This is a genomic window from Umezakia ovalisporum Ak1311 (assembly GCF_029891685.1).
Lineage (GTDB): Bacteria > Cyanobacteriota > Cyanobacteriia > Cyanobacteriales > Nostocaceae > Umezakia > Umezakia ovalisporum.
On sequence record NZ_JANQDJ010000074.1, the window covers coordinates 30,605 to 53,198 of the forward strand.

The following is a 22,594-nucleotide window of genomic DNA, read 5'->3' on the forward strand; positions in this document are numbered from 1 at the left end:
AGTTTTTAAGGGTTTACTTCCTTAAGTAAGTTTTGGTACAATTCTAGTTGTTGCTGTATTATGGCGCTGATTTGATGTAGGGATTGTTGTCTCAATTCTAATAAACTAGCGTGAGTTTCGGTCATCCTTACAAGGTTATGACTGAGTTTTTGATATTGAGGATGACGTAGGTTAGGTAGTTGGTTTTTGCCAATATGTCTGTCAGTTATGCAGTCAGAATCTAAGATGCTTTGGCAATCTTCTTGGTCTGGTGATTGCCCTTCAGTAATATAGGTAGGGCGATCGCTTACTAAAAATGTAGAAGTTTTATTAGTTGTTTTGGAAATTAAGTTATTCATCATACCTTTGTTTCCAGTTGTAGTTAAATTTAAGTTAACCGCATATATCGGTTTGGCATATTCATTGGCTTCCAGTAATTCAGATTGGTGCTGTGTGGAAAATTTGTTTGTGAATATTTCCTGTTGATTCTCTGTCAGAGATATGTGATTAGGTTTACGACTACCTAATGTGATTGTTTCTATTGCTAATTGATTTGGAATGAAATTTGGCGGACAGGGAGAATACAGTAACGACAAATCAATTTCCACTCGATGACTTAACAGCTTTGCTAAGGCTTTAATAATGGAAGTATGGTCATCTACCCCTCTCCTATTAAGAGATATGGCAATGTGTTCTTTATCTTCAAGGATTTTACCAATCCATCGCGAACAGTTACCACCAACCCCTACTTCAATAAATATTCTAAAGCCATCATTGTAAACATTCTTAACCAGCTTAGGAAAATCCAGTTCTTGAGACAAAGCTTGAGCAATGTTGTGACCAATAGAACTACTATCCAGGGTAATAGGTTTATATTCTGCTGCCGAATAAAAAACAGTTTCTCGGATGTCTTGAACAGGTAAAGTATTGATTTTCACCAGTTCTTCATACTCAGAGCGCATTGGATCACAATGAATTACATGGTTGATGGGGGTATGGTAAGCATGACAATTGAGAGATTCAATCACTCGCTGACAAGCTTGTGTATCACCAACAATCACAATTTCTTCTGGCGTATTGATCAGAGTTATGTAAACGCGCTTTTCTTGTTTGAGAGCTTCTCTGACTTGCGATAGTGGACAAATAACAACATAGTTGCCCCAAAAGTTTTTGTCATCATGGTCTTGTGTTGGCAATCCCCAATACTCACGCACGGCGTTTTTAGGGCCAGACAATCTTGTTTTAAATAGAGGCGATGAATTTAAGCCTTCACTGCTTTGTTTAAAAGCAGTCCAAACACCCTGAGCAAACATCATACTAATTTCGCCCAGACTATACCCAAAAGCACACTTCGGTTTTACTTGAAAGTAATCTCTCAGAATTGCAGTCATGAATCCGGCAATGCCTACTTCAGCTTCGAGCATTGTTAATGGATCATTAATCAATTTGTATTCTAAAGCTTCAAGTTGTTTTGTGGATAATTTTTTTAAACTTCTGGGATAGAGAATTTTCTCGATCTTGGCAACACGGTTGTAAACACTCCTAATTGCCAAGTCATCGTAAATTTGAGGAAACACGCGGAAAAGATTTCGCGCTATGCCAATATGAGAATTGAAAGAACCGGGGTAAACGAAAGCGACTTGATGTTGTTTACCTAATGGTTTAGCTGTAAAATAGCTGCCTAGGGGAGTTTGCCAATCTTTGCCTGTTTCAAAGGCAATCTTAACACCCTCCATAGAGCGGTGAATTTCCCGCATCAATTCATCTTGATTACGTGCGAGAATGGACAATGTGTAAGTTGCCTGTTGATATTTTTGAAAAGTTTTAAAAGTTTGACTAGCAGCAGCAGCAAGAGAAGAGCAATTAACGATAGTTTCTTGTAAAATATCAATCTGCTCTAATAAACTGGAATAATCATCACCTGCGATCGCAAACAAATAATAAGGAATTTCCTCTAAATACCTGTGACTATGCTTTTCCTGGCCTAGTTCCTCTGACAAAATTAGATGTGCATAACTTCCATCTACCTCCATACCGTTAACAGCAGCTATTCGTTTAGTAACTCCTTGTTCTAAAATCCAGGGTTTAGATTGCGCCGCCACATAAAAAGGACTATCTTGCCAAATCTCTGGCATTTTCGGACTAGACCATTGGGGAACTACAGGAATATAGCGGCGATATAGACACAGTGCTGTTTTAATTAAACTCACCAGCCCAGAAACTGCATAGGTATGACCAAAATTAGCTTTAGCACTACCCAACGCACAATTTAGATTTGCTTTATAAGTTCCATAAGCTTGGAGCAAACCTTGAATTTCTGACTCATCTTGTGATGGAATACCACTGCCAATTACTTCTAAATAATTAACATCTGTGGGTTTGATGTTTGCTAACTGAAAAGCCCGTTCACAAACTTGCGTTATGGCTTTTGCATCTATAGCAGTGGGAATTGAGTGAATTTGAGATATGACATTTTCTACAAGACTGAGAGCGTCAATTACTGCATATATGCGGATATTATGTTGTATTGCCGTTTCGTGGAGCTTCAAGACGATGGCTGCTGCACCTTCACCTACCATCCAGCCATTAGCTTGTTCGTCATAACTGAGAGTATTCACCCCTGTATTAATTGCGGCTATTTGATTGCGGAGTAAAACACTTGCACTATCTCCAGCCAGATCCACCGCACCGACTAAAACAGCATCCACTTCTTTCATAGCCAGTAGCTTTTGTGCCAATTCCAAGGCTTTGAAAACCGAATTTTGTTCAGCAGTTAATGTTAATGCAGGTCCAGCAAAATTCCACATTTGAGAAACGTAATTAGCTAGTTCTTTTTCTATCTGTGGGTATTCTAATGATGTATTTTCACTCAGAGTCAGTTCTGTGCTACTAACAATAACTACGCCAATTCTTGACCCTGGATGAAGACCAGCATCTTGTAAAGCATGATCCGCGACCTGAAGCATCAAAAGTTCTTGAGCATTAAATTTATCCACTTTTTCCGGTACAGTTTGCCATCTTAGCGCATCAATTTCAAAATCTTTAATATATGCTCCTAATGGTGGTTTACCACTGGTAAAACCATATTGTTTAAGTAGTTGTTCTTGCTTTTCTAATCCTTGCCAACGCTGTTCAGGTAGGGGAACAAAATGTTGAATTCCCTCATAAACACTTTGTTCAAAAATATCTAACCCTTGGCAGTTACCACCCAAATAACAATCCATGCCTACAATTGCTATTTTAGGTATTTTATTTTGTGTTAATTCTTCCATCACAGAACTCCTAAAACGTTGTGTAAAACTGCTGTATTCAATTTATTGATTCTATTTCCAGAAAAAGAACTGCGCCGAAATTTCTACTTACTGTGTTTTTTTTGATTTTTCTCATATATTTCGGCGCATACTCCCATAAAATTGCTATTAAACCTTTGCTAATTCCCGGGGTAAAACAATACCTTTAGCACCCATCATCCGGGAATATATTTTTCCTTGGTCATCGTGTGCTGTGACATCAGCAACCACTGACGATTCTGTTTTTGATTTAACTTCACAAGAGATATAAAAGTCTTGACAAAATGGCATCTCAGCAAACTGCTCAAAATTATTGATTTCTGAAGGTAAACAACCTACTTGATGAAAATGTTGAGACCAAATCCACAGTGCATGAATTTGAACATCAACAACATAAGGGTTGAATGTGTGGACTGGAAACTGTCCTTGTTTGATTTCGTCTAAGTGAGGCAACATACAATCTATAGTTATCTGTTCCGGGCTAATATTTAAAACACTTTTTACACCCTGGAAAGTAGAACCATGAAATAAACTTGATGCTCCATTTTGATAAAATGACGTGGTGATATCAGGTTTCGTTAGCTCTTGGTTAAATAACTCATAGGCAGGAGCTACTGGAATTTGCCGTTTCAATTTAATATTGGCACTAAAATGATAACGAATTTTACCAGAATTGTTACTCCAGACTTTAGCCTTAAATTCGATTTCATTGTTATCAGATTTAGCAACTTCTACTAAATCTAAACTGTACTCATGAGGTCGATTGTCATCAAAGACAATTCCCTTCAAAACTTTGAAATTTTGGCAACTAAAGAATTTGTAACCTGGATAAAGTTGTTCACAGGTATGAGCAATCCATGAAAAGGCACAAGTAGCAGGTAAAACTGGTTTACCGGCAATCACATGGTCATATAAAAATGGGTTTGCAGCTAATGTTAATCGCCTCTGCATACGAAAGCTTTTTAATTGTGGGTTTAATACTTCTGGAATGTAGACAAGAGGACTACCAATCACCACTTGTGTACTGTCCTGATTTTTTGGTTGCAATTCCCTTACTAACATCTGCGTCCCAATTTCCAGGGAGATTGTCTCAATATTGCGTTCAGCAAAAGCTTTTTTTAATGCTGGAGATACCATCCCACTATCCCAAGGTCCCCAGTTAATTGCTACCACGTGACAATGGGGATGGTTAAGTTTGAAAAGATGGGCTGATTTATTGAGAATTTCATTAGCGATCGCATAATCTGACTGTCCCACATTGCCATAAAAGCCAACCACTGAGGAAAATAAAACTAAATATTGTAGTTGACTAGGAGGGACACACCGCAGCAAATGTTCCAAACCTTGAACTTTAGCAGCATAAACGGTTTCAAAATCTTGTAGTGATTTTCTCTCAATGGCCTTATCAGCTAAATTACCCGCTCCATGAATAATTCCTGTCACTGCACCTAAACGGTCAATTGCACCAGCAACTCGTTCACAAAGGGCCATGGCATCAGTGACATCAACACTCAAATATTCAGCTTGTCCACCAACTTCCTCAATGGCTTTTAAGGTGGCGGCTATTTCTCGCCTAGAAACAATAGTTTGAAACTTTTTATGCACCATTGCAGGTGTAGGTTTATCGCCTTGGGCTAGAAAATCCTCCATAATCTGCTTTTTCAATTCTCCTTCGCCAAGGTAACCTTCTGACCATACAGGTTCTGGTTCAGCAGCAGAACGACCCAGAAGAATAAATTTGCATTGATAACGCCGTGCAAGTTCAATAACACATTGAGCCGTTATCCCCTTTGCTCCACCACTAACCAGAAATACTTGAGATTGAGGATTAGGAATTGAAAGCTCAAAACCAGAATCTAATTCTGGTTGACAAACTAAGGTTGTCCGTCCTTGTGAACTATATCCCACCTCCACAACCAATCTATTAAAGTCGTAAAGTTCAGCCAAAATATGCTCTACTGATGTATCAGCATCTAAATCAGGACTGATATCTAAGGCTCGGCAAAATACAGGTTCCCATTCTTGATTGACACTTTTGGTGAGTCCAAACAATCCACCACTAATTGCGCCAAAGTGAGTTGTTTGTCCTAGTCCAAAATTGCCATCCAAACGCGCAACAGTCAAGAAACAACTGCGCCCCTCATTAGCTGCTTGATTCAATGACTCCTTCAGGTGTTTAGCAATGAGAAACACATGACGCACCAGATATTTTTCTGTCTCCAAATAGCAGATCTGAGCACTTGCATCTTGAACACTGGAGGGATTGAGATGAATAAACGCGGCAACTTTACCATATTTAGCAGCGATTCCTGCTAATTGTTGTTGCAAATGCTCCTCGCTCCAATCTTCCAAGACTACGCGATTAATTTGTTGAGGTAAAGGTGATTGTTTACCAATTAAACTTTGAGGGAAACTTAAAACAACAATTTTCCAACCACGCTTACTTAAAGCTTCAACTAATTTTGTCGTAGTCAGAGAACCATCATCAGTGACCAAAGCAATATGCTGTGCAGGTAATGTAAACTCTAAAATGTCTGGTTCAGGAAGAAATTTCAGTTTAGCAGGACTGCGGCGAATTAATGATTGGGGGTGATTGCTCTCAATGTCTGATTGCTGATTTTGTTGTGCCTCTATAGATTTTTTTTCTACTCCTTTCACCTTCTGTTCTATGTAGTCCACTATTTCTTGCAAGGTACGTAATGGAGCCAGTTCCTCTGGATTAGGCTGGGGTAAATCTGGGTATAGCTCTAGCAATGCGCCCAAAATCTCCACACGTTTAATGGAATCAATCCCCAAATCTGCTTCAATATCCATGGACATTTCTAACATTTCGCTAGGGTAGCCTGTTTTATCACTAACGATATTGAGTAGCGTATTCCTAAGATTCTCTGGAATTGGGGAGGGTAATGTTACTGTCTCTGCTTTTGGCTCTTCTAATACCTCATTGATGGTTGCAGGCGCTACTGAGTTTGTTGGTACTAAAGTGTTGATATATTCAACTATTTCTTGCAGGGTACGTAATGGAGCCAGTTCCTCTGGATTAGGCTGGGGTAAATCTGGGTATAGCTCTAGTAATGTGCCCAAAATCTCCACGCGTTTAATGGAATCAATCCCCAAATCTGCTTCAATATCCATGGACATTTCTAACATTTCGCTGGGGTAGCCTGTTTTATCACTAACGATACTGAGTAGCGTATCGCTGATAGTAGCTGAATCAATATCTACTGGAGGTGCAGCTGTATCTAGGACTGCTACTGCTTGATGATGTGCGTTGTTAGTCTTACCATTGCCGTTACTGTGACCATTATCATTACCGTTGCCGTTGCCGTTAGTTGAAATTGGCTCAGATTCACTGACCACAGGTGATGCGGTTGTGACTGGAACAGACCCGTATGCAGGAGTGGTGGGACTATCTAAATAACTGAAAGACCGTATGAGACTTTTTTGAGAGGTATGATCCGAAGTTGACAGTTGATGTTGTTGGACTAACTGGAAAAAGTTATTAGTATATTCTTGCTGATATTTCAAATATTGCTCATGAATGCGGAGGCTGTCAGCTTGATGATCATGAAACCGCATCATACTTCGCTCTGAACCAGAGATAGCTAGTTGCTGGGTTTGCAATTGTTGCTCAGTGAATTTACTATTTCCCCACAAGGTATGCTGTTGTTGCATCAACCCAAAGAAGGTTTTGGTATATTCTCTTTGATTTCTCACAGACTGTTCATGAACCTGCAAAATATGATGTTGATGGCGATTGAACTCGATGAGGGTATATTCTAAGTTATCTATAGCTCTTTGGTAATTCGCAGATGCTTCTAAATTGCTTGGTGTAGACTGGATATCTAGCTTGTCTGATTGCCCGTTTTTCATAGATTTCGTCTGATTATTAATTGCCACTTTCTCTGTAGGAATGCTTGATCTTGGTGAATGATGACTGACAACTGCGGGTGATTTACTACTGTTGCTAACGGGTAATTTTGCTTGATGGCCATTTTGTAGAGCTTTTTCAAAGGATTTCTTTGTATTTTCCGATATGTAGTTTGTACTGTTTAAGCGGACATTCAAGACTTTATTTTGAGGAGATGCTGGAATTGGTGGTGGCTGTTGGTAGGGATCTAAGTTAAGGAGAGGCAAACCAGCGACACGCAGCTGTATTACAGCTTCTCGCAGGCAGCGATCACTATCCTTTTGGGGATGGGTATTTAAAGCTACAGCTATATGAGGGCGATCGCCAAGAACTTCTTTGACTAAATTGGTGAGAGTATTTCGTGGACCAAACTCCACAAAACAATAACCACCTTCAGCATAAATGTTTTCAATCTCATCTTGAAACAACACCTGACTTCCTAGATGTTCTTTGAGGATGTTTTGAATCACTTTTGCCTGATTGGGGTAGGGCATCCCTGTAAAATTCGTGTAAACTGGGATTTTTGGCGGATGCAAAGTAACTCTTTCAATGGCGTTAGCAAAGGGTTTAAGTGCATAAGCCACTAGAGATGTATGAAAAGCTGCTGAGACTTTCAACAGTACAGTATGGAAACCTTTAATGGTCAGAATTTCTTGGACTTTGGCAATTTCAGCTTTTGTCCCTGCTAGCACCATCTGTTGATAGGAATTTAAGTTAGCAATATTCACTAACGGGAAATTTTGAATCAGTTGTTTCACCTGACGAACATCTCCCTTCACTGCCAGCATGGTTCCCGTATCTCCCTGAGAATCTTTGGGTGTAGCCATAGCCTGACCTCTGGCTTTGACCAAGTAGTAATAATCTGACTCGTTCAAAACCCCTGCAACCCATAAAGCAGTCAGTTCTCCGAAGCTATGTCCGGCAACAATATCTGGTTTAAATCCAGTTTTTTGTAAAATCTTATATAAACCAGTACTAAAAGCACCAATAGCTGGCTGTGCGTATTCTGTCAGTTGCAAAGTTGACATTTGCGCTGCCTTTTGCTCTGGATTGAATACAGGAGTAGGGAAGACAACTTGTGAGACAGGCTGTAAACCGTCTTCGCATAAAAGCCTGTCCATCTCAGCATAAGCCTCTCGTAAGCAAGGAAAGTTAATGACCAGTTCCCGACCCATTTCTAAATATTGTGAGCCTTGACCAGAAAATAGAGCCACAACTTTCTTTTCTCTGCTGATGCCACTTTTGCGGTAATAAATTCCTTGGGGATGCTCCCAGAATTCTGCTTGTGATTTGTTTTGCAGCGAGTCAATAGTTTTTTGCAACAAGTCACTACCTTGAGTCAAAGAATCAACCACAAACCCGACTCTGGCATCCGTAATCGGTATTTGTAAATTTTTACTTCCTGAAATTAATTCACCATAATACTGTTGTCCTGCATTGGACTGTAATTGATCTCGGATTTGTTGGCAGCGCAATAATAACTCTTCTGGTGTTTTAGCTGATATCAGGACTGATTCCGGACTTTTATGTATGCGGTAAGGTTGATTGTGTTCGTGTTTGTATTCTTCCACAACCAAATGATAGTTAGTGCCGCCAAAGCCAAAAGCACTCACTCCAGCACGTCTGGCTTCGTCATTAGTGGTAATCCAGGGTCTGGTTTCCGTATTTAAATAAAATGGAGAATTTTCAATATTCAGTTTAGGGTGAGGTTGAGTAATGTTAATTGTCGGTGGTAATACTTTATGATGCAAAGCCAAGGCAGTTTTAATTAGACTAGCCGCACCTGCTGCTGCTTTTGTATGTCCAATCTGTGATTTGACACTTCCCAAGGCAATATATTGTTTTTTGGGGTTATTTTCGCCAAAAACAGCCTTAATAGATGTGAATTCCGTGGGATCTCCAGCTAAAGTGCCAGTGCCGTGTGCTTCAATTAAACCTATACTCCCAGGGGAGCATTCTGCATCTTCATAAGCACGATGTAAGGCTGCAATTTGACCTTCAGGACGAGGTGCATAGATGCTTTTATAACGACCATCGCTGGAACTGCCAATGCCTCTAATCACTGCATAGATGCGATCATTGTCTCGCTCGGCATCTTCCAGGCGCTTTAATACCAACATCCCCACACCTTCACCCAGCATCATACCGTCGGAAGCTGCATCGAATGGTTTAACATTCTCGCTGGGAGAAACAGCCGGGGTTTTGCTGAAACACATATAAGCCATAATAGAGTTATCTGTGTCAACTCCACCAGTTAGCATCATGTCAGAACGTCTTTCAACTAGCTCACTAATGGCTATTTGCACCGCTCCCAAGGAACTGGCACAGGCGGCATCAATTACACAATTCATTCCCCCCAAATTGAGGCGGTTGGCAATTCTGCCGGCAATTACATTAGCTAGCATGCCTGGGAAGGCGTTCTCATTCCACTGCACATATGCACTTTTAATTTTCTCAACTATGTTTTGTGTATCTTGATCAGATAAACCACTGCTTTTGAGAACTTTTTCCCAAACGGGATATTGCAATCTTGAACTGAGTGGCATGGCCAATTGCCTACCAATAGCCACACCCAAAACTACACCGGTGCGCTCGTGATTAAATTGCCGAGATTCACCATATCCAGCATCTTCTATCGCGGATTTAGCAACCAGTAAACCCAATAACTGAGAAATATCTGTGACTTCTAAGATATTCGGCGGTAAGCCAAATTCCATTGGATTGAAATCGACATCTGGAATAAATCCACCCCGTTTACAGTAGGTTTTGTCAGGTGCTTTGGGATCAGCATCATAATAATCATCAATATTCCAACGCGAAGGTGGAACATCAGTAATACAATCAACTTTGTGAATAATGTTTTCCCAATATTCCTGTAAGTTTTTGGCTTGGGGAAATATAGAAGCCATGCCGATAATAGCAATGTGAGTCTTTTGCAGCTGTCTATTTATTTCACTATGATTTTGCGGTACATTTCTCACGATAACTTTCTTCCTTTTTATTCGTTTAAGCAAATAATTTTCACAATTGCTGATCTCATCTTGCAACTGTTCTAATTCAGCTTCAATTTTAGAGGCAGCCATGACTTCAACTTCACTATTGCGCTTGTGAGATGTATATCTGTTGAGATTTTTTCTCTGTGTATCAGAGGACTACCAACAATTTGTTAGGTAAAAAATTGCTCTTAGGAAATAATTTGTAGATATATGGAAACTTGCATACAAATTATTTCAAAACTTAAAGTTGAATAGTTTGATACGGAAACCTGAGCCTAATGTATATCATCCTATTAATTTGCTTAATTGTAGTTATATTAGACTGATTGATTCTCGATTACAACTTATATGCAACTCCATATTTACAACCTACAGTTAATGATGAGAAAGCAAGATAATTTTGGCATATCAATTGTTATTACTTGTATCATTCTACATTGGTATCAGTCACTTGCTCAAGAATTATTTTCTTAATCAGCATGGTCGTGTTTCTTTCTCTTCATTACTTGTGTCTGATTAGCAGCTAATAATTTCTGCTCTAGCTCACTAATACTAATACCAAGCTCAGAAGCAGTTTTATTTTTCCACTCTTCTAGCTCAAAGTCATGCTGATTGAGCCATTCATGCACTACTAAACGTGCCATCTCTGCTTTGCGGAGAGTCTGGCGAGCTGCATGAAAAATTAGCCTCTGATTATCAAAACTTGGTAACGAGAGCATGAATCGCTGTAATCTCATTTTGTCTATGCTCTTTGAAGGGCAGTAACTATTGATTTAATCATTATCAAAGTCTGATTTTTTATTATGGCATACAGTAAAACTTTATTTAAAAAATTGCATATAAATTGCATAAATTCGATTTTATGTGGTTTTTTATTTATATATTATTCAGTTAATTTCTAAGTTTTTACTGTTTTATAAAACAGGGTTTTATAAAAAAATGTAGTAATAATAAATTGATTTATATAATAAGGTTTTTCCATCTGTCTAAAGATTGATTCTATGTGAAAGCATAATCTCTAAGCCTAAAACTATTGTCAAAAAACTCACAAGGCTTATATACACATTAGCATTTGGTGAGTCAATCACTACAAACGTTGAACTTAAAAAACATTAGCATGGCCATAGTATGACCTATACAACAGTTTTCATTTATTGGTACTACATCTGTCGTAAGGAACATAGCAGTATGTCTAAAGTGGTCATTTATTTACATCAAAATCACTGTAAATGTTGTATATTTAATTTAGTTTAGTTGTTTTAAAATTATTTTTTCTTGCCAAATGTAAATTAATTTACTAATACATATTCGTGACCCATAGAAAATATAGCTAGTTAATTATGTATCAAATCACTGTGCTAAATTAATTTTTATTCTTTCGTTATTTTTCATAAAATATCTCCGGATTTTCTCTATGCCATTTTGCCGATTGTTTATGATTAAATATGTTGCGTATGGGTTGCAATTGAGGATCAAGGTGTTTATTCTAGGTCATAGAAAAGGTAATTAAATACTGTTAAATTTCCCAGGAGAGTAATAGAGAGATATAAACTTACTTGATTATCTCACGCCTCTATTGATGGAAATTCACGCAGGATGACAATCTAATTACATATAAACCGTGCTGCATCAAGCATTCTACATCATTGCACTGACCTGAAACTATAAGGGATTGCTGGCATGAGACTATCTGAGTTAGATCCACTCATACCGCTAATTGAGTTAAGAGAAGAACTTCTAAAGTTACCAAAAGGCTACTCGTTTTATGAACAAGAAATAATCGATTTCTTATCTCGACGCAGATGGCCTGAGACTAACCGCCGCATTGATAGAACAACCTTTTGGCGATGGAGGACTGATAATAAAATTGAGCATCAAAAACTCTTCAGCCGATTGGATATTTTGAAACTTTGCCAAATTTGCGACCATTACCGGATAGATGGAACACGTAGTGAATACTTAGCAATTATCAAAAATCAAAAAGAACCGGTGCTCAATAGCACTAAGATAAGCTGAAATCCATGATATGATTAATTTTGGGGTGTGGTGTGTGGAAAATGAAGAGCAAAAACATTTTATTTCACAGCAAAAATTGAATGTTTGTTGACATGACACTCTACACCCGTCCCTGGTATTTTACTCATGAATCCTTGAGTCGAAGTATAAACATTTCTTTTAGTTTTATCCTCCTGATGAAAAAATGTCACGATAACCCTACAAGGGTTTGATAGGAATTGGCAACCCAAGTAAATATTAAAGACTGCAAGAGTGACTTGTATCTAGATATCTCTAACTGAGAAAAAAGTAATTATGGTAACCAAACAAAGGCAGTTATTCACAAAACCCGTAAGTCAGTGGTCTATAATTTTGGCAATTTCTATAGCTGTAACTACTGGTGCTATTTCTGTTTCTAGGTTTGCACCCAATCCTTCAACTTCTACATTAGAACCTCCAATTAAACCAACCAGCGCCCCTAATATAACTACTGTTGCTGCTTTAGGACGTTTAGAGCCTCAAGGCGAAGTCATTCGTTTATCTGCTGCCAATTCTCAAGCTGGGGTTAGGGTGTCAAAACTCTTGGTAGCTCAAGGAGATTGGGTGTCTCAAGGGGATGTTGTAGCAATTCTTGACAATTACGACACTCGGCTTGCAGCCTTAGAAAAAGCCAAAAAACAAGTTCTAGTCGCTCAAGCTAATCTCAATCAGGTAAAAGCTGGAGCAAAAGCTGGAGACATCTCTGCACAACAAGCCACAATTGCTCGTTTAGAGGCTGAGTTGAAAGGAGAAGTTTCGACACAACAAGCGAGGATTGCTCGTTTAGAAGCTGAGTCGCGTAATGCTGAAAGTGAAAATCAACGATATCAAAAGTTATTTCAAGAAGGTGCAATTTCAGCTTCTAGCTCCGAGACTAAACAGTTACGAGTCGATACTGTCCGACAACAGATCAATGAAGCTAAAGCCGCTTTTAACCGCACTGTAGAAACTTTGCAAAAGCAATTAAAGGAAGCTGAAGCCAGACTGGAGAGTATTGCTGAAGTACGTCCTACAGATATCCAAGCTGCACAAACTGATGTTGACAGTGCGATCGCTTCAGTCAAACAGGCTCAAGCAGACTGGAATTTAAGTTTAGTGCGATCGCCTATCGATGGCCAAGTGCTAAAAATTAATACTCGTCCAGGAGAAATTATTAATAACTCTGGAATAGTTGAGTTAGGAAGTACACAACAAATGTATGTAGTCGCAGAGGTCTATGAAACTGATATTCAAAAAGTGCGTTTAGGTCAGTCCGCTATAATCACTAGTAATGCTTTGGCAGGAGAATTACGCGGAAAAGTCACAGATATTGGTTTACGAGTTAATAGACAAAATATTTTTGATCTCAATCCACAAGTGAATACAGATAACAAAGTAGTAGATGTAAAAATCAGGCTTGATCATCCACCCGATAATCAACAAGTTACTACTCTGACAGATTTACAAGTGCAGGTACTTATTAATATATAAATTTCTAATTTGAGGTTATATAAATGATTCTCAATATACCTCTAGCTTGGCTACAACTAGCCAAACAAAGAGTTCGTTTTCTTGTTGCTTTGGCTGGAATTGCTTTTGTATCTGTTTTAATGTTTTTGCAAATTGGTTTCCAAGATGCTCTTTATGACAGTGCTACACAGTTGCATAAGAATCTAGATGGAGAGCTATTTTTAATTAGTGTTCAATATCAATCTTTGACATCTAATCAAAGCTTTCCCCGTCAGCGTTTGTACCAGCTTTTAGGTTTTGAAGATGTAGAATCTTTTCGCCCTCTATATGTGCAATTTGCTAAACTAAAAAACCAAAAAAATGGTTTAAAATACCCTATATATGTTCTTGGGACTGAACCGGTAGAAGCAATTTTTAACTTACCAAGTTTTGAGGAAAATCTCAATTTACTAAAACTTCCCGATCAGGTTTTGTTTGACAGCGCTTCCCGACCAGAATTTGGACCAATTGCTCAAAAGTTCCAACAGGGAAACACCGTAGAAGTTGAAATATTTAGTTATACTGGCTTAGTTGGTTACAAAGTTAAAATTGCCGGATTATTTAGTTTAGGATCATCCTTTGGAGTGGATGGAAATTTAATAGTTAGTATTTCAACTTTTCTGCGGATATTTCAAGACCGTTCAGTACAAAATATAGATATAGGTTTAATTAAGCTCAAGCCTGGTACTAACCCTGAAAAAGTTTTGGGAACTTTGACAGCTAAGTTACCTGAAGATGTGAGAGTGATTACCCGTGAAGATTTTATTAATTTAGAAAAAGATTATTGGGCTCTCAGAACACCCATTGGGTTTGTATTTAACTTTATGGTGATGATGGGATTCATTGTGGGTGTCATTGTTGTTTATCAAATTCTCTATAGTAATATTTCTAATCACTTAGCAGAATATGCCACACTGAAAGCTATGGGGTTTAAAAACAAATACCTTTTGAGTATGGTTTTCCAACAAGCTTTAATCTTAGCATCTTTAGGGTATATTCCAGGTTTTGCTATATCTCTGGGTTTATATGGTATAGCCAAAGATGCTACTAAGTTACCTGTGATCATGAATTTAGATAGGGCAATTTTTGTGTTAGTAATTGCCATTTTTATGTGCTTGTTATCGGGATTTTTATCTACAAATAAGTTACGAAATGTAGATCCAGCAGATATTTTTTAACTTACTGATAATCTCAATAATATTTATGCTTACTTTTGCTTTTTCAGAAAACATATGAATATAAACACAGATAAATTTTTACTTCAACCAACCACGAAAAATTATATTGTTCAAATAAATAATCTCAACCAATACTTGGGTAAAAAAGACTTAAAAATCCAAATTTTATTTAACATTAATTTTGTCATTTACCCAGGCGAAATTGTCATTATGACCGGACCTTCAGGTTCAGGAAAAACAACTTTACTCACTTTAATTGGTGGCTTACGTTCTGTTCAAGAAGGAAGTCTCCAATTTTTAGGACAAGAACTTTATGGAGCTAGTAATGAGCAATTAGTAAAAGTACGCCGTCGGATTGGCTATATCTTTCAAGCTCACAACTTATTAGATTTTTTAACAGCTACACAAAACGTACAAATGACGCTAGAGTTACACAAAAACATTTCCCCAAAGGAAGCTCGGCGCAAATCTGAAGCTATGCTTAGTGCTGTCAACTTAGGACATCGAATCAATTACTACCCATCTGATCTTTCAGGAGGACAAAAGCAACGAGTAGCCATCGCCCGTGCTTTAGTTGGTCATCCCAAATTAGTCTTGGCGGATGAACCTACCGCAGCTTTAGATAGTAAATCTGGACGAGATGTTGTCAACCTGATGCAAAAATTGGCTAGAGAACAGAATTGTGCCATTTTAATGGTTACTCACGACAACCGCATCTTAGACATAGCAGACCGCATCATTCACATGGAAGACGGGCGACTAATTCAGGAAGTTGTGTGCAATCCGACTGCAGTGTAACTGTAAAATCCAAACTTTCCACTCTTTCGCCACAAATACTGGTATTCTTTTCTCAGCCTCCTCCGCCTGTGGGCTGTTAATAATATTCTTAGCAATAATTTAAGAATCAACATCTACAACAAAACTTGATAAAAATTTTTTTCAAATCATTAAGAGTTATTTAATTAACCAACAGAAATATTGTCAGACCCAGAAGCTAAATCCCCGTCAGGGACTTGCTTTAAGCCATAATTATTCACTAAATAACCAAAAAGTCCTCTTTCATCCTCACCCCAAGTTTTGAGACAATCAGAACCGATTTCATAATCATGCATTTATAGTTATTTCAGTTGCAAAGGGAGAACAAAGTTATGAAATTGGCTTACTGGATGTATGCAGGCCCAGCCCACATTGGCACTTTGCGGGTCGCTAGTTCATTTAAAAACGTTCATGCGATCATGCACGCCCCACTAGGCGATGACTACTTTAACGTTATGCGATCCATGTTATCCCGAGAAAAAAACTTCACTCCGGTGACAACCAGTGTCGTTGACCGCAACGTTTTAGCCAGGGGTTCCCAAGAAAAAGTGGTAGACAATATCATTCGCAAAGATGCTGAAGAACACCCAGATTTAATTGTCTTAACTCCCACCTGCACTTCTAGTATCCTACAAGAAGATTTACACAACTTTGTAGAACGGGCGCAGCTAGAAGCCAAAGGAGATGTAATGTTAGCAGATGTTAACCACTACCGCTTCAATGAACTCCAAGCAGCTGATCGCACCCTGGATCAAATCGTTCAATACTACATCAAAAAAGCCTGCAAGCGCGACGAATTGCCACAAGGCAAAACCGCAAAACCATCTGTTAACATTATTGGTAATTCTACTCTTGGTTTTCATAACAACCACGACTGTACCGAACTCAAGCGGCTAATGGCTGATTTGGGAATTGAAGTCAACACAATAATTCCTGAAGGCGCTTCAGTTCATGACTTGAAAAAACTACCCCAAGCTTGGTTTAACTTGGTTCCTTACCGGGAACTTGGTTTAGCCACTGCTAATTATTTGTCAGAACAATTTGGTACGCCTTATGTGGATATTACGCCGATGGGTGTAGTAGAAACAGCTCGCTGTATCCGCAAGATTCAGGAAGTGATTAATGCACAAGGCGCTGAGGTTAACTACGAAGACTTCATCAACGAACAAACCTTGTATGTGTCCCAGGCGGCTTGGTTCTCCCGTTCTATTGACTGTCAAAACTTGACTGGTAAAAAAGCTGTAGTTTTTGGTGACAATACCCACGCTGCGGGTATCACCAAGATTTTGTCCAGGGAAATGGGAATTCACGTTGTTTGGGCTGGAACTTACTGTAAATATGACGCTGACTGGTTCCGCGAACAAGTGGGGGAATATTGCGATGAAGTCCTGATTACCGACGATCACGCCGAAATTGGCGATGCGATCGCTCGTGTCGAACCCTCAGCGATTTTCGGTACTCAAATGGAACGCCACGTTGGTAAGCGCTTAGATATTCCTTGTGGTGTCATTGCTTCACCCATTCACGTACAGAATTTCCCCATTGGTTACAAGCCATTTTTAGGTTACGAAGGTACAAATCAGATCACAGATTTGATTTACAATTCCTTCACCTTAGGAATGGAAGATCACCTCTTAGAAATATTCGGTGGTCACGATACCAAAGAAGTAATTACTAAAGGAATTTCTGCCGAATCTGACCTTAACTGGACTAAAGACGGTCAAGCAGAATTAAACAAAATCCCCGGATTTGTCCGTGGTAAAGTAAAACGCAATACTGAGAAATTTGCTCGTGAACGAGGTTTAAAAGAGATTAATGCCGAAGTTCTTTATGCAGCCAAAGAAGCGGTAGGCGCTTAGTTTATGGGTTAGTCGCAGATGTCTAATAACCAATTTTAACCGACTTGAGCTATGGTCCAGGGAGTAAATTCCCTGGCTCACTTTTCGGCATTTGTCAACCACTACCTCAACAATATGGTATGCTTCCAAAATTAACTGCCATTACCATATATGAATATTTTTTCTCATCTATAATTTCAATTATCGTGACACCAGCTTAAACTTTGAATTTCGCGGTAATACAAAAAGGCTGAAGAATTTATACAACATTCTTCAGCCTTGATAGTTGAAAATAGTATAGGTAGGTAGCAACTGCTACCCACCTATACATTCATTAGAGAGTTGTAATATCTTTTTCTTTTTCTACCAACAACTCATCTACTTTGGCAATGTACTTATTTGTCAGCTTTTGTAGTTTATCTTGTTGGTCTTTTGATTCATCTTCAGAAATCTCTGAAGCTTTTTCCCCCTTGCGAATGGACTCTTGGATATCACGACGGATATTGCGAATGGCGATGCGGCCATCTTCAGCATACTTAGCAGCAATTTTGACTAATTCTTTACGGCGATCGCTTGTCAAAGGTGGAATGTTCAGCCGAATGACAGAACCGTCGTTACTGGGTGTTAAACCAACATCAGACAAGGAAATTGCTTTCTCAATTAGGTTTAAGCTGTTTTTATCGTAAGGCTGAATCAAGATGGTTGTAGCATCGGGGGTGCTAATATTTGCCAGTGATTTCAAGGGTGTAGGTGAACCGTAGTAGTCCACCAAGACTTTATCTAGTAAACTCGCATTGGCGCGACCAGTGCGAATAGTGTTAAAAGCGCGTTGAGTCGCCTCAACGGTCTTTTGCATCGTACTCTCAGCTTCAGATAATTTCACAAGAACCTCCCACAAGGGTACCGATTGATTCTCCCAATACGGCTCGGCGGATATTACCTCGCACCGTTAAATTAAAAACCAGAATTGGGATATTATTGTCTTTACATAAGGCGATGGCTGTACTATCCATTACTCGCAAATCCTTAGCTAAAACGTGGGCGTAGGTGAGACTAATGTAACGCTTGGCCTTAGGATTAAGCTGGGGGTCAGCATCATAAATTCCGTCTACCTTGGTGGCTTTAAAAATCACTTCTGCATCAATTTCTGCTGCTCTTAAGGCTGCAGTAGTGTCAGTGGTGAAGAAGGGATTTCCTGAACCAGCTCCAAAAATTACTACCCGCCCTTTTTCTAAGTGACGGATGGCGCGACGACGGATATACGGTTCCGCTAATTCTTGCATAGCGATCGCGGTTTGTACACGCGTCTGTACCCCTATTCGCTCTAACGAATCTTGTAGCGTCATGGCATTCATTACCGTGGCAATCATCCCTATGTAGTCAGCAGTTGCCCTGTCCATCCCCGCCGACGCAGCCTTAACGCCACGAAAAATATTCCCGCCGCCCACGACGATGGCGATTTGAACGCCAGTGGCTACTACCTCTGCTACTTCCTGAGCTATTTCTTTGACCACTTCGGGATCAATGCCATAGCCCATGTTGCCCATTAAGGCTTCACCGCTTAGTTTAAGTAAAACCCGTCGGTAATTCGTTCCCATGAAGTTACGCTTTATCAAAAAAGTTGCAATTGCCTCCAATTTAAGATAGCAGTAGAACGACTATATATGTCTAGTTCCGCCAAATCAATGAAGTCCCTGCTGGTTCAGTTTGTGGTAGGTTAATTGCTTGGCCTTTGAATAGAGACGCCATCTCATTGCGGAAATAATCTTCTCCCAGAAATAAACGGCTGAGATGCTGTACTTGATTGTCAATTCCTGGCAGATCAAAATCCGGCGCTTAGCTACCAACAAATGTATCAATTATTTTTAACATACTTATCTTCTCTAGCGAAAAGTAATTACGAAGAAAAAAGACTATGTAAATTTTGGGGTTAATTTTGTGCGTAAAAACGAGTTTTTATACAATCTTTGATACACATTGGCATTCACCCCCTCTCAAACGGTGGATCTAATTGAATTACTTTAGGTTGCGAAAAATGTAACATAAAAAAAGTACTAGTGCCTAAGTTTTGAGTAAGGCCATAATTATATTCATATATTCATAAATTGCTGATGACAACTTCCACAAACACATTTAACTCAACAAAAACTTGGATTTGGCAAGGTTTCCCCATCTGCTATCAGAGCCAAGGAACTAAAGGACCTGCAATTGTGCTTGTCCATGGCTTTGGGGCTTCATGGTGGCACTGGCGGAAAAATATCCCGGTACTAGCAGAAAATTTTCGTGTTTATGCCATCGATTTGATTGGCTTTGGCGCTTCCGCTAAACCCCAACCAAGGCAAGAAATTAACTACACACTAGAAACATGGGGACAGCAGTTAGCTGACTTTTGCCGGGAAGTGGTGGGTGAACCTGCTTTTTTAGTGGGAAATTCCATTGGCTGTATTGTCGTATTACAAGCAGCAGTCAGCAACCCGGATACAGCTTTAGGAGTGGCTTTAATCAACTGTTCCTTAAGATTGTTGCACGACCGCAAACGAGTAAGACTACCCTGGTTTCGTCGCTTCGGAGCCCCCATTCTGCAACGAATATTATCTATAAAACCAGTTGGTCAATTTTTTTTCAACCAAGTTGCTCAACCGAAGACAGTACGCAAAATCTTACTCCAAGCCTATGCCAATGCAGAGATAGTCACAGACGAGTTAGTTGATATTCTCACTGCACCAGCAAAAGATCCTGGGGCTGTAGCAGTGTTTTTAGCCTTTACTGCTTATTCCACAGGTCCTCTACCAGAAGACCTTTTACCTCTGCTACCTTGTCCTGCCATGATCTTATGGGGCACAGCCGACCCTTGGGAACCAATAGACTTAGGTAGAGAATTAGCCAAATATCCACAAGTGCTCAAGTTTATCCCTTTAGAAGGCGTGGGACATTGCCCCCAAGATGAAGCACCGGAGTTAGTCAATCCTATTTTACAAGATTGGATCAAAGAGCGATCGCTTGTTTAAACTCAAAGTAGACAAAAACGAAGACCCCCCGGCCTTCGTTTACTACTACCTCCGGAGGCAGGCTTTTTCATGCTCTGAGCGCATATTTAAGATAAACTGCCCCACTTTTTCAAAATTTGGCTTTGTATATTTGCGGGATAGGCCACAAAAGCCTATCCTTTAACTTTTGCACATGGGTATGATACCTGCCCTACAACAGTTATTCTTATATAACAGCCAAAATTTGATTAGTGTTAAGAGACTTGTATGAGTCTTATCATACCTTCGTTAATTGCAAAGTTGAAACTATGGGATTATGCAGTTTGCGGACTTGGCCAATTTATTAAAAACCCAAACCACCATAGCCCAAACCACCATAACCTAAGCCACCATAGCCCAAGCCACCATAGCCAAAGCCACCATAACCTAAGCCACCATAACCTAAGCCACCATAGCCCAAGCCACCATAGCCCAAGCCACCATAGCCCAAGCCACCATAGCCCAAGCCACCATAGCCCAAGCCACCATAGTAACCCATACCCCCGGATACAAGCTGCCCTTCCTCTGTGGATAAATCTATCAACAAATCAGATGGGATGTCTTGAACTGACATAATTTTCACCTCAAATTAGTGCATAAGTAGTACACACGTATCTAAACAGCAATCAGGGAGTTTAATACGTGTGCTTTTATTTTTAAACAATGTTTCTAGTAATTAAATTATCCCCAAGTCATAAAATACTAGGCTACTAATATATCTTTTGGTTAATGTAAAATTGAATTTTTATTCAAGTTTAAAATTGATACAAATATCTATTTCCCATAGATTGCAAATATGGGGAATGCACACAATATGACTCAAAATCTCTCTTCCATACAAAAAATGATGGGTAAAGATAGACTTATAAAAGCCAAATATGCAAAGGTATTTCCAATTTCTTCAGGTTCAGCAGTCGCTGATGGGGAAACCCATAGGACAGCGCTGCTGAACCAAAATCTAAAATTCACAATGGTATTAGTCTTCGAGGACTTTGATGTTTAGTAACATTCATCCAAACATCCGCCAAAAGTCTTCTTCCCCGATACTATTAGAAAGCATCAAAAGGTCCACCACCACCGCCACCAAAAATTCCACCACCAGGTCCACCAAAAGATCCGCCACCACCGCCACCACCAGGTCTGACAATGAACCCTAAAATCCGCACAGGAATACGTTGACCGCTAGAATCTGTGAGAATACCAGTGACGGTAATATCAGGTCTAGTTTGTCCACCTACAAGTAGTTGACCTCCAGATAGAAGTTCTTGTGACTCGGCGGATAGGTCTACAAATAAATCGTTTTGAGTGTTTTTTTCTGACATCATTTGTTGCCTCAATCTAGTACATAGATGTTAGGTAACACCCACACCAGAAAAATTTCTGGTTGGGTGCAAAATTACTGTTCAGCTTTTATGTTTTACCAGAGAAAATTTGTTGGACAATTCGACAAAACTACAAAGCTGAAATCATGGTAATAGTGAGTCTTTATTTAATGACTTCAAGAACACCAGTCAAACGGATGGGAATACGGCGAAGACGTTTCTCACCGTCGCGGCTATCCCTACGTCTGTCAAATTGGTCTTGTTGATCAAATTGGTCAACTTGACCATCAAACCCCTCTGTTTGAGAAAACTCTCCGCCGGCTAAAAGTTCTTGCTGTTCTGCAGATAACTCTTCAAACAACTCAGATTTAGTGATTTGGAGTGACATAAATTTGTACCTCAATTACTTTGGTTAGGTGTGCAATCACCTATGCTTTTTATTATTAACTAACTTCGATTTATTTAAATTGTTCTTGGGTTAGAAAAATATCAATTAATTTTACTTCTTTAGGCTCATGAAAATATTTTTTTTGGGTTGTTCGTATTTTCATTGTCGTTGTAAATATTCATCTCTATCCAGAAATGTTGAATGTCGTTACAAAACTTTACATAGTTAGATATAGTAGTCCTATCAAAGGTGAAAATGTCAACATCTCATAATATCTTCCATCCAATGAACATAACTGATTTGTTGACACATACAAGCTTGAAGGTAGC

General features: G+C 39.2%; 16 protein-coding genes. 7 read left to right on the top strand and 9 right to left on the bottom strand.

Features of this window, described 5'->3' with window-relative positions; genetic code table 11:
- Positions 1-5: 5 nt before the first annotated feature.
- The 3 genes from NWP25_RS14425 to NWP25_RS14435 all read right to left on the bottom strand — a co-directional run bounded on the left by NWP25_RS14425 (position 6) and on the right by NWP25_RS14435 (position 10,894).
- Positions 6-3,251 carry a type I polyketide synthase gene (locus tag NWP25_RS14425; RefSeq protein WP_280651928.1) on the bottom strand — a complete coding sequence of 1,082 codons (3,246 nt, stop codon included), beginning with the start codon at positions 3,249-3,251 and terminating at the stop codon, positions 6-8.
- A gap of 147 nt (positions 3,252-3,398) precedes the next feature.
- A complete protein-coding gene (locus NWP25_RS14430; protein ID WP_280651927.1) occupies positions 3,399-10,262 on the bottom strand; it encodes a type I polyketide synthase in 6,864 nt (2,287 codons plus the stop codon).
- Between the two features lie 383 nt (positions 10,263-10,645).
- Positions 10,646-10,894: a hypothetical protein gene (locus NWP25_RS14435; protein ID WP_280651932.1), complete on the bottom strand. Its 249-nt coding sequence runs from the start codon at positions 10,892-10,894 to the stop codon at positions 10,646-10,648.
- A gap of 961 nt (positions 10,895-11,855) precedes the next feature.
- Here NWP25_RS14435 and NWP25_RS14440 point away from each other — a divergent pair.
- The 4 genes from NWP25_RS14440 to NWP25_RS14455 all read left to right on the top strand — a co-directional run bounded on the left by NWP25_RS14440 (position 11,856) and on the right by NWP25_RS14455 (position 15,673).
- A complete protein-coding gene (locus NWP25_RS14440; RefSeq protein WP_280651926.1) occupies positions 11,856-12,191 on the top strand; it encodes a hypothetical protein in 336 nt (111 codons plus the stop codon).
- A gap of 294 nt (positions 12,192-12,485) precedes the next feature.
- Entirely contained in the window at positions 12,486-13,679 is a 1,194-nt protein-coding gene (locus NWP25_RS14445; RefSeq protein ID WP_280699661.1) for an ABC exporter membrane fusion protein, read from the top strand.
- 23 nt (positions 13,680-13,702) lie between these two features.
- On the top strand, positions 13,703-14,875 hold the full coding sequence (gene devC, locus NWP25_RS14450) for an ABC transporter permease DevC (RefSeq protein WP_280651924.1): 1,173 nt from the start codon (positions 13,703-13,705) through the stop codon (positions 14,873-14,875).
- Between the two features lie 54 nt (positions 14,876-14,929).
- On the top strand, positions 14,930-15,673 hold the full coding sequence (locus NWP25_RS14455; protein WP_280651923.1) for a DevA family ABC transporter ATP-binding protein: 744 nt from the start codon (positions 14,930-14,932) through the stop codon (positions 15,671-15,673).
- 164 nt (positions 15,674-15,837) lie between these two features.
- On the opposite strand, the gene NWP25_RS14460 is transcribed toward NWP25_RS14455, so the two are convergent.
- Positions 15,838-15,987 (bottom strand): hypothetical protein, encoded by a 150-nt coding sequence (locus NWP25_RS14460; protein ID WP_280651922.1) that lies wholly within the window; start codon positions 15,985-15,987, stop codon positions 15,838-15,840.
- Between the two features lie 36 nt (positions 15,988-16,023).
- On the opposite strand from NWP25_RS14460, the gene bchB reads away from it, so the two are divergent.
- Positions 16,024-17,550: a ferredoxin:protochlorophyllide reductase (ATP-dependent) subunit B gene (bchB, locus tag NWP25_RS14465; protein WP_280651921.1), complete on the top strand. Its 1,527-nt coding sequence runs from the start codon at positions 16,024-16,026 to the stop codon at positions 17,548-17,550.
- 313 nt (positions 17,551-17,863) lie between these two features.
- Here bchB and frr read toward each other — a convergent pair whose 3' ends face one another.
- Both frr and pyrH read right to left on the bottom strand, forming a co-directional pair.
- Positions 17,864-18,412 carry a ribosome recycling factor gene (frr, locus tag NWP25_RS14470; protein WP_280651920.1) on the bottom strand — a complete coding sequence of 183 codons (549 nt, stop codon included), beginning with the start codon at positions 18,410-18,412 and terminating at the stop codon, positions 17,864-17,866.
- Positions 18,399-19,127, bottom strand: coding sequence for a UMP kinase (gene pyrH / locus NWP25_RS14475; protein WP_280651919.1), 729 nt, complete (start codon positions 19,125-19,127; stop codon positions 18,399-18,401). The genes frr and pyrH overlap by 14 nt, the downstream gene beginning before the upstream one ends.
- A 513-nt stretch (positions 19,128-19,640) precedes the next feature.
- Between pyrH and NWP25_RS14480 the strand changes: the two genes are divergently transcribed.
- The gene (locus NWP25_RS14480) at positions 19,641-20,537 is read left to right on the top strand and encodes an alpha/beta fold hydrolase (protein WP_280699663.1); all 897 of its coding nucleotides are present in this window, start codon (positions 19,641-19,643) and stop codon (positions 20,535-20,537) included.
- Positions 20,538-20,859: 322 nt separating this feature from the next.
- Here the strand turns inward: NWP25_RS14480 and NWP25_RS14485 are convergent, their stop codons facing one another.
- Positions 20,860-21,129 (bottom strand): hypothetical protein, encoded by a 270-nt coding sequence (locus NWP25_RS14485; RefSeq protein WP_280699665.1) that lies wholly within the window; start codon positions 21,127-21,129, stop codon positions 20,860-20,862.
- Between the two features lie 240 nt (positions 21,130-21,369).
- Between NWP25_RS14485 and NWP25_RS14490 the strand changes: the two genes are divergently transcribed.
- Positions 21,370-21,558: a hypothetical protein gene (locus tag NWP25_RS14490; protein WP_280657412.1), complete on the top strand. Its 189-nt coding sequence runs from the start codon at positions 21,370-21,372 to the stop codon at positions 21,556-21,558.
- A gap of 46 nt (positions 21,559-21,604) precedes the next feature.
- Here NWP25_RS14490 and NWP25_RS14495 read toward each other — a convergent pair whose 3' ends face one another.
- Both NWP25_RS14495 and NWP25_RS14500 read right to left on the bottom strand, forming a co-directional pair.
- Positions 21,605-21,880, bottom strand: coding sequence for a hypothetical protein (locus NWP25_RS14495; protein WP_280651916.1), 276 nt, complete (start codon positions 21,878-21,880; stop codon positions 21,605-21,607).
- A 160-nt stretch (positions 21,881-22,040) separates the two neighbouring features.
- Positions 22,041-22,265: a hypothetical protein gene (locus tag NWP25_RS14500; protein ID WP_280651915.1), complete on the bottom strand. Its 225-nt coding sequence runs from the start codon at positions 22,263-22,265 to the stop codon at positions 22,041-22,043.
- Positions 22,266-22,594 lie beyond the last annotated feature (329 nt).

Bases quoted from the DNA above. Each gene is read 5' to 3' on its own strand.
- NWP25_RS14425 (WP_280651928.1), bottom strand. From the start codon at position 3,251: ATGGAAGAATTAACACAAAATAAAATACCTAAAATAGCAATTGTAGGC.
- NWP25_RS14430 (WP_280651927.1), bottom strand. From the start codon at position 10,262: ATGGCTGCCTCTAAAATTGAAGCTGAATTAGAACAGTTGCAAGATGAG.
- NWP25_RS14435 (WP_280651932.1), bottom strand. From the start codon at position 10,894: ATGCTCTCGTTACCAAGTTTTGATAATCAGAGGCTAATTTTTCATGCA.
- NWP25_RS14440 (WP_280651926.1), top strand. From the start codon at position 11,856: ATGAGACTATCTGAGTTAGATCCACTCATACCGCTAATTGAGTTAAGA.
- NWP25_RS14445 (WP_280699661.1), top strand. From the start codon at position 12,486: ATGGTAACCAAACAAAGGCAGTTATTCACAAAACCCGTAAGTCAGTGG.
- devC (WP_280651924.1), top strand. From the start codon at position 13,703: ATGATTCTCAATATACCTCTAGCTTGGCTACAACTAGCCAAACAAAGA.
- NWP25_RS14455 (WP_280651923.1), top strand. From the start codon at position 14,930: ATGAATATAAACACAGATAAATTTTTACTTCAACCAACCACGAAAAAT.
- NWP25_RS14460 (WP_280651922.1), bottom strand. From the start codon at position 15,987: ATGCATGATTATGAAATCGGTTCTGATTGTCTCAAAACTTGGGGTGAG.
- bchB (WP_280651921.1), top strand. From the start codon at position 16,024: ATGAAATTGGCTTACTGGATGTATGCAGGCCCAGCCCACATTGGCACT.
- pyrH (WP_280651919.1), bottom strand. From the start codon at position 19,127: ATGGGAACGAATTACCGACGGGTTTTACTTAAACTAAGCGGTGAAGCC.
- NWP25_RS14480 (WP_280699663.1), top strand. From the start codon at position 19,641: ATGACAACTTCCACAAACACATTTAACTCAACAAAAACTTGGATTTGG.
- NWP25_RS14485 (WP_280699665.1), bottom strand. From the start codon at position 21,129: ATGTCAGTTCAAGACATCCCATCTGATTTGTTGATAGATTTATCCACA.
- NWP25_RS14490 (WP_280657412.1), top strand. From the start codon at position 21,370: ATGACTCAAAATCTCTCTTCCATACAAAAAATGATGGGTAAAGATAGA.
- NWP25_RS14495 (WP_280651916.1), bottom strand. From the start codon at position 21,880: ATGATGTCAGAAAAAAACACTCAAAACGATTTATTTGTAGACCTATCC.
- NWP25_RS14500 (WP_280651915.1), bottom strand. From the start codon at position 22,265: ATGTCACTCCAAATCACTAAATCTGAGTTGTTTGAAGAGTTATCTGCA.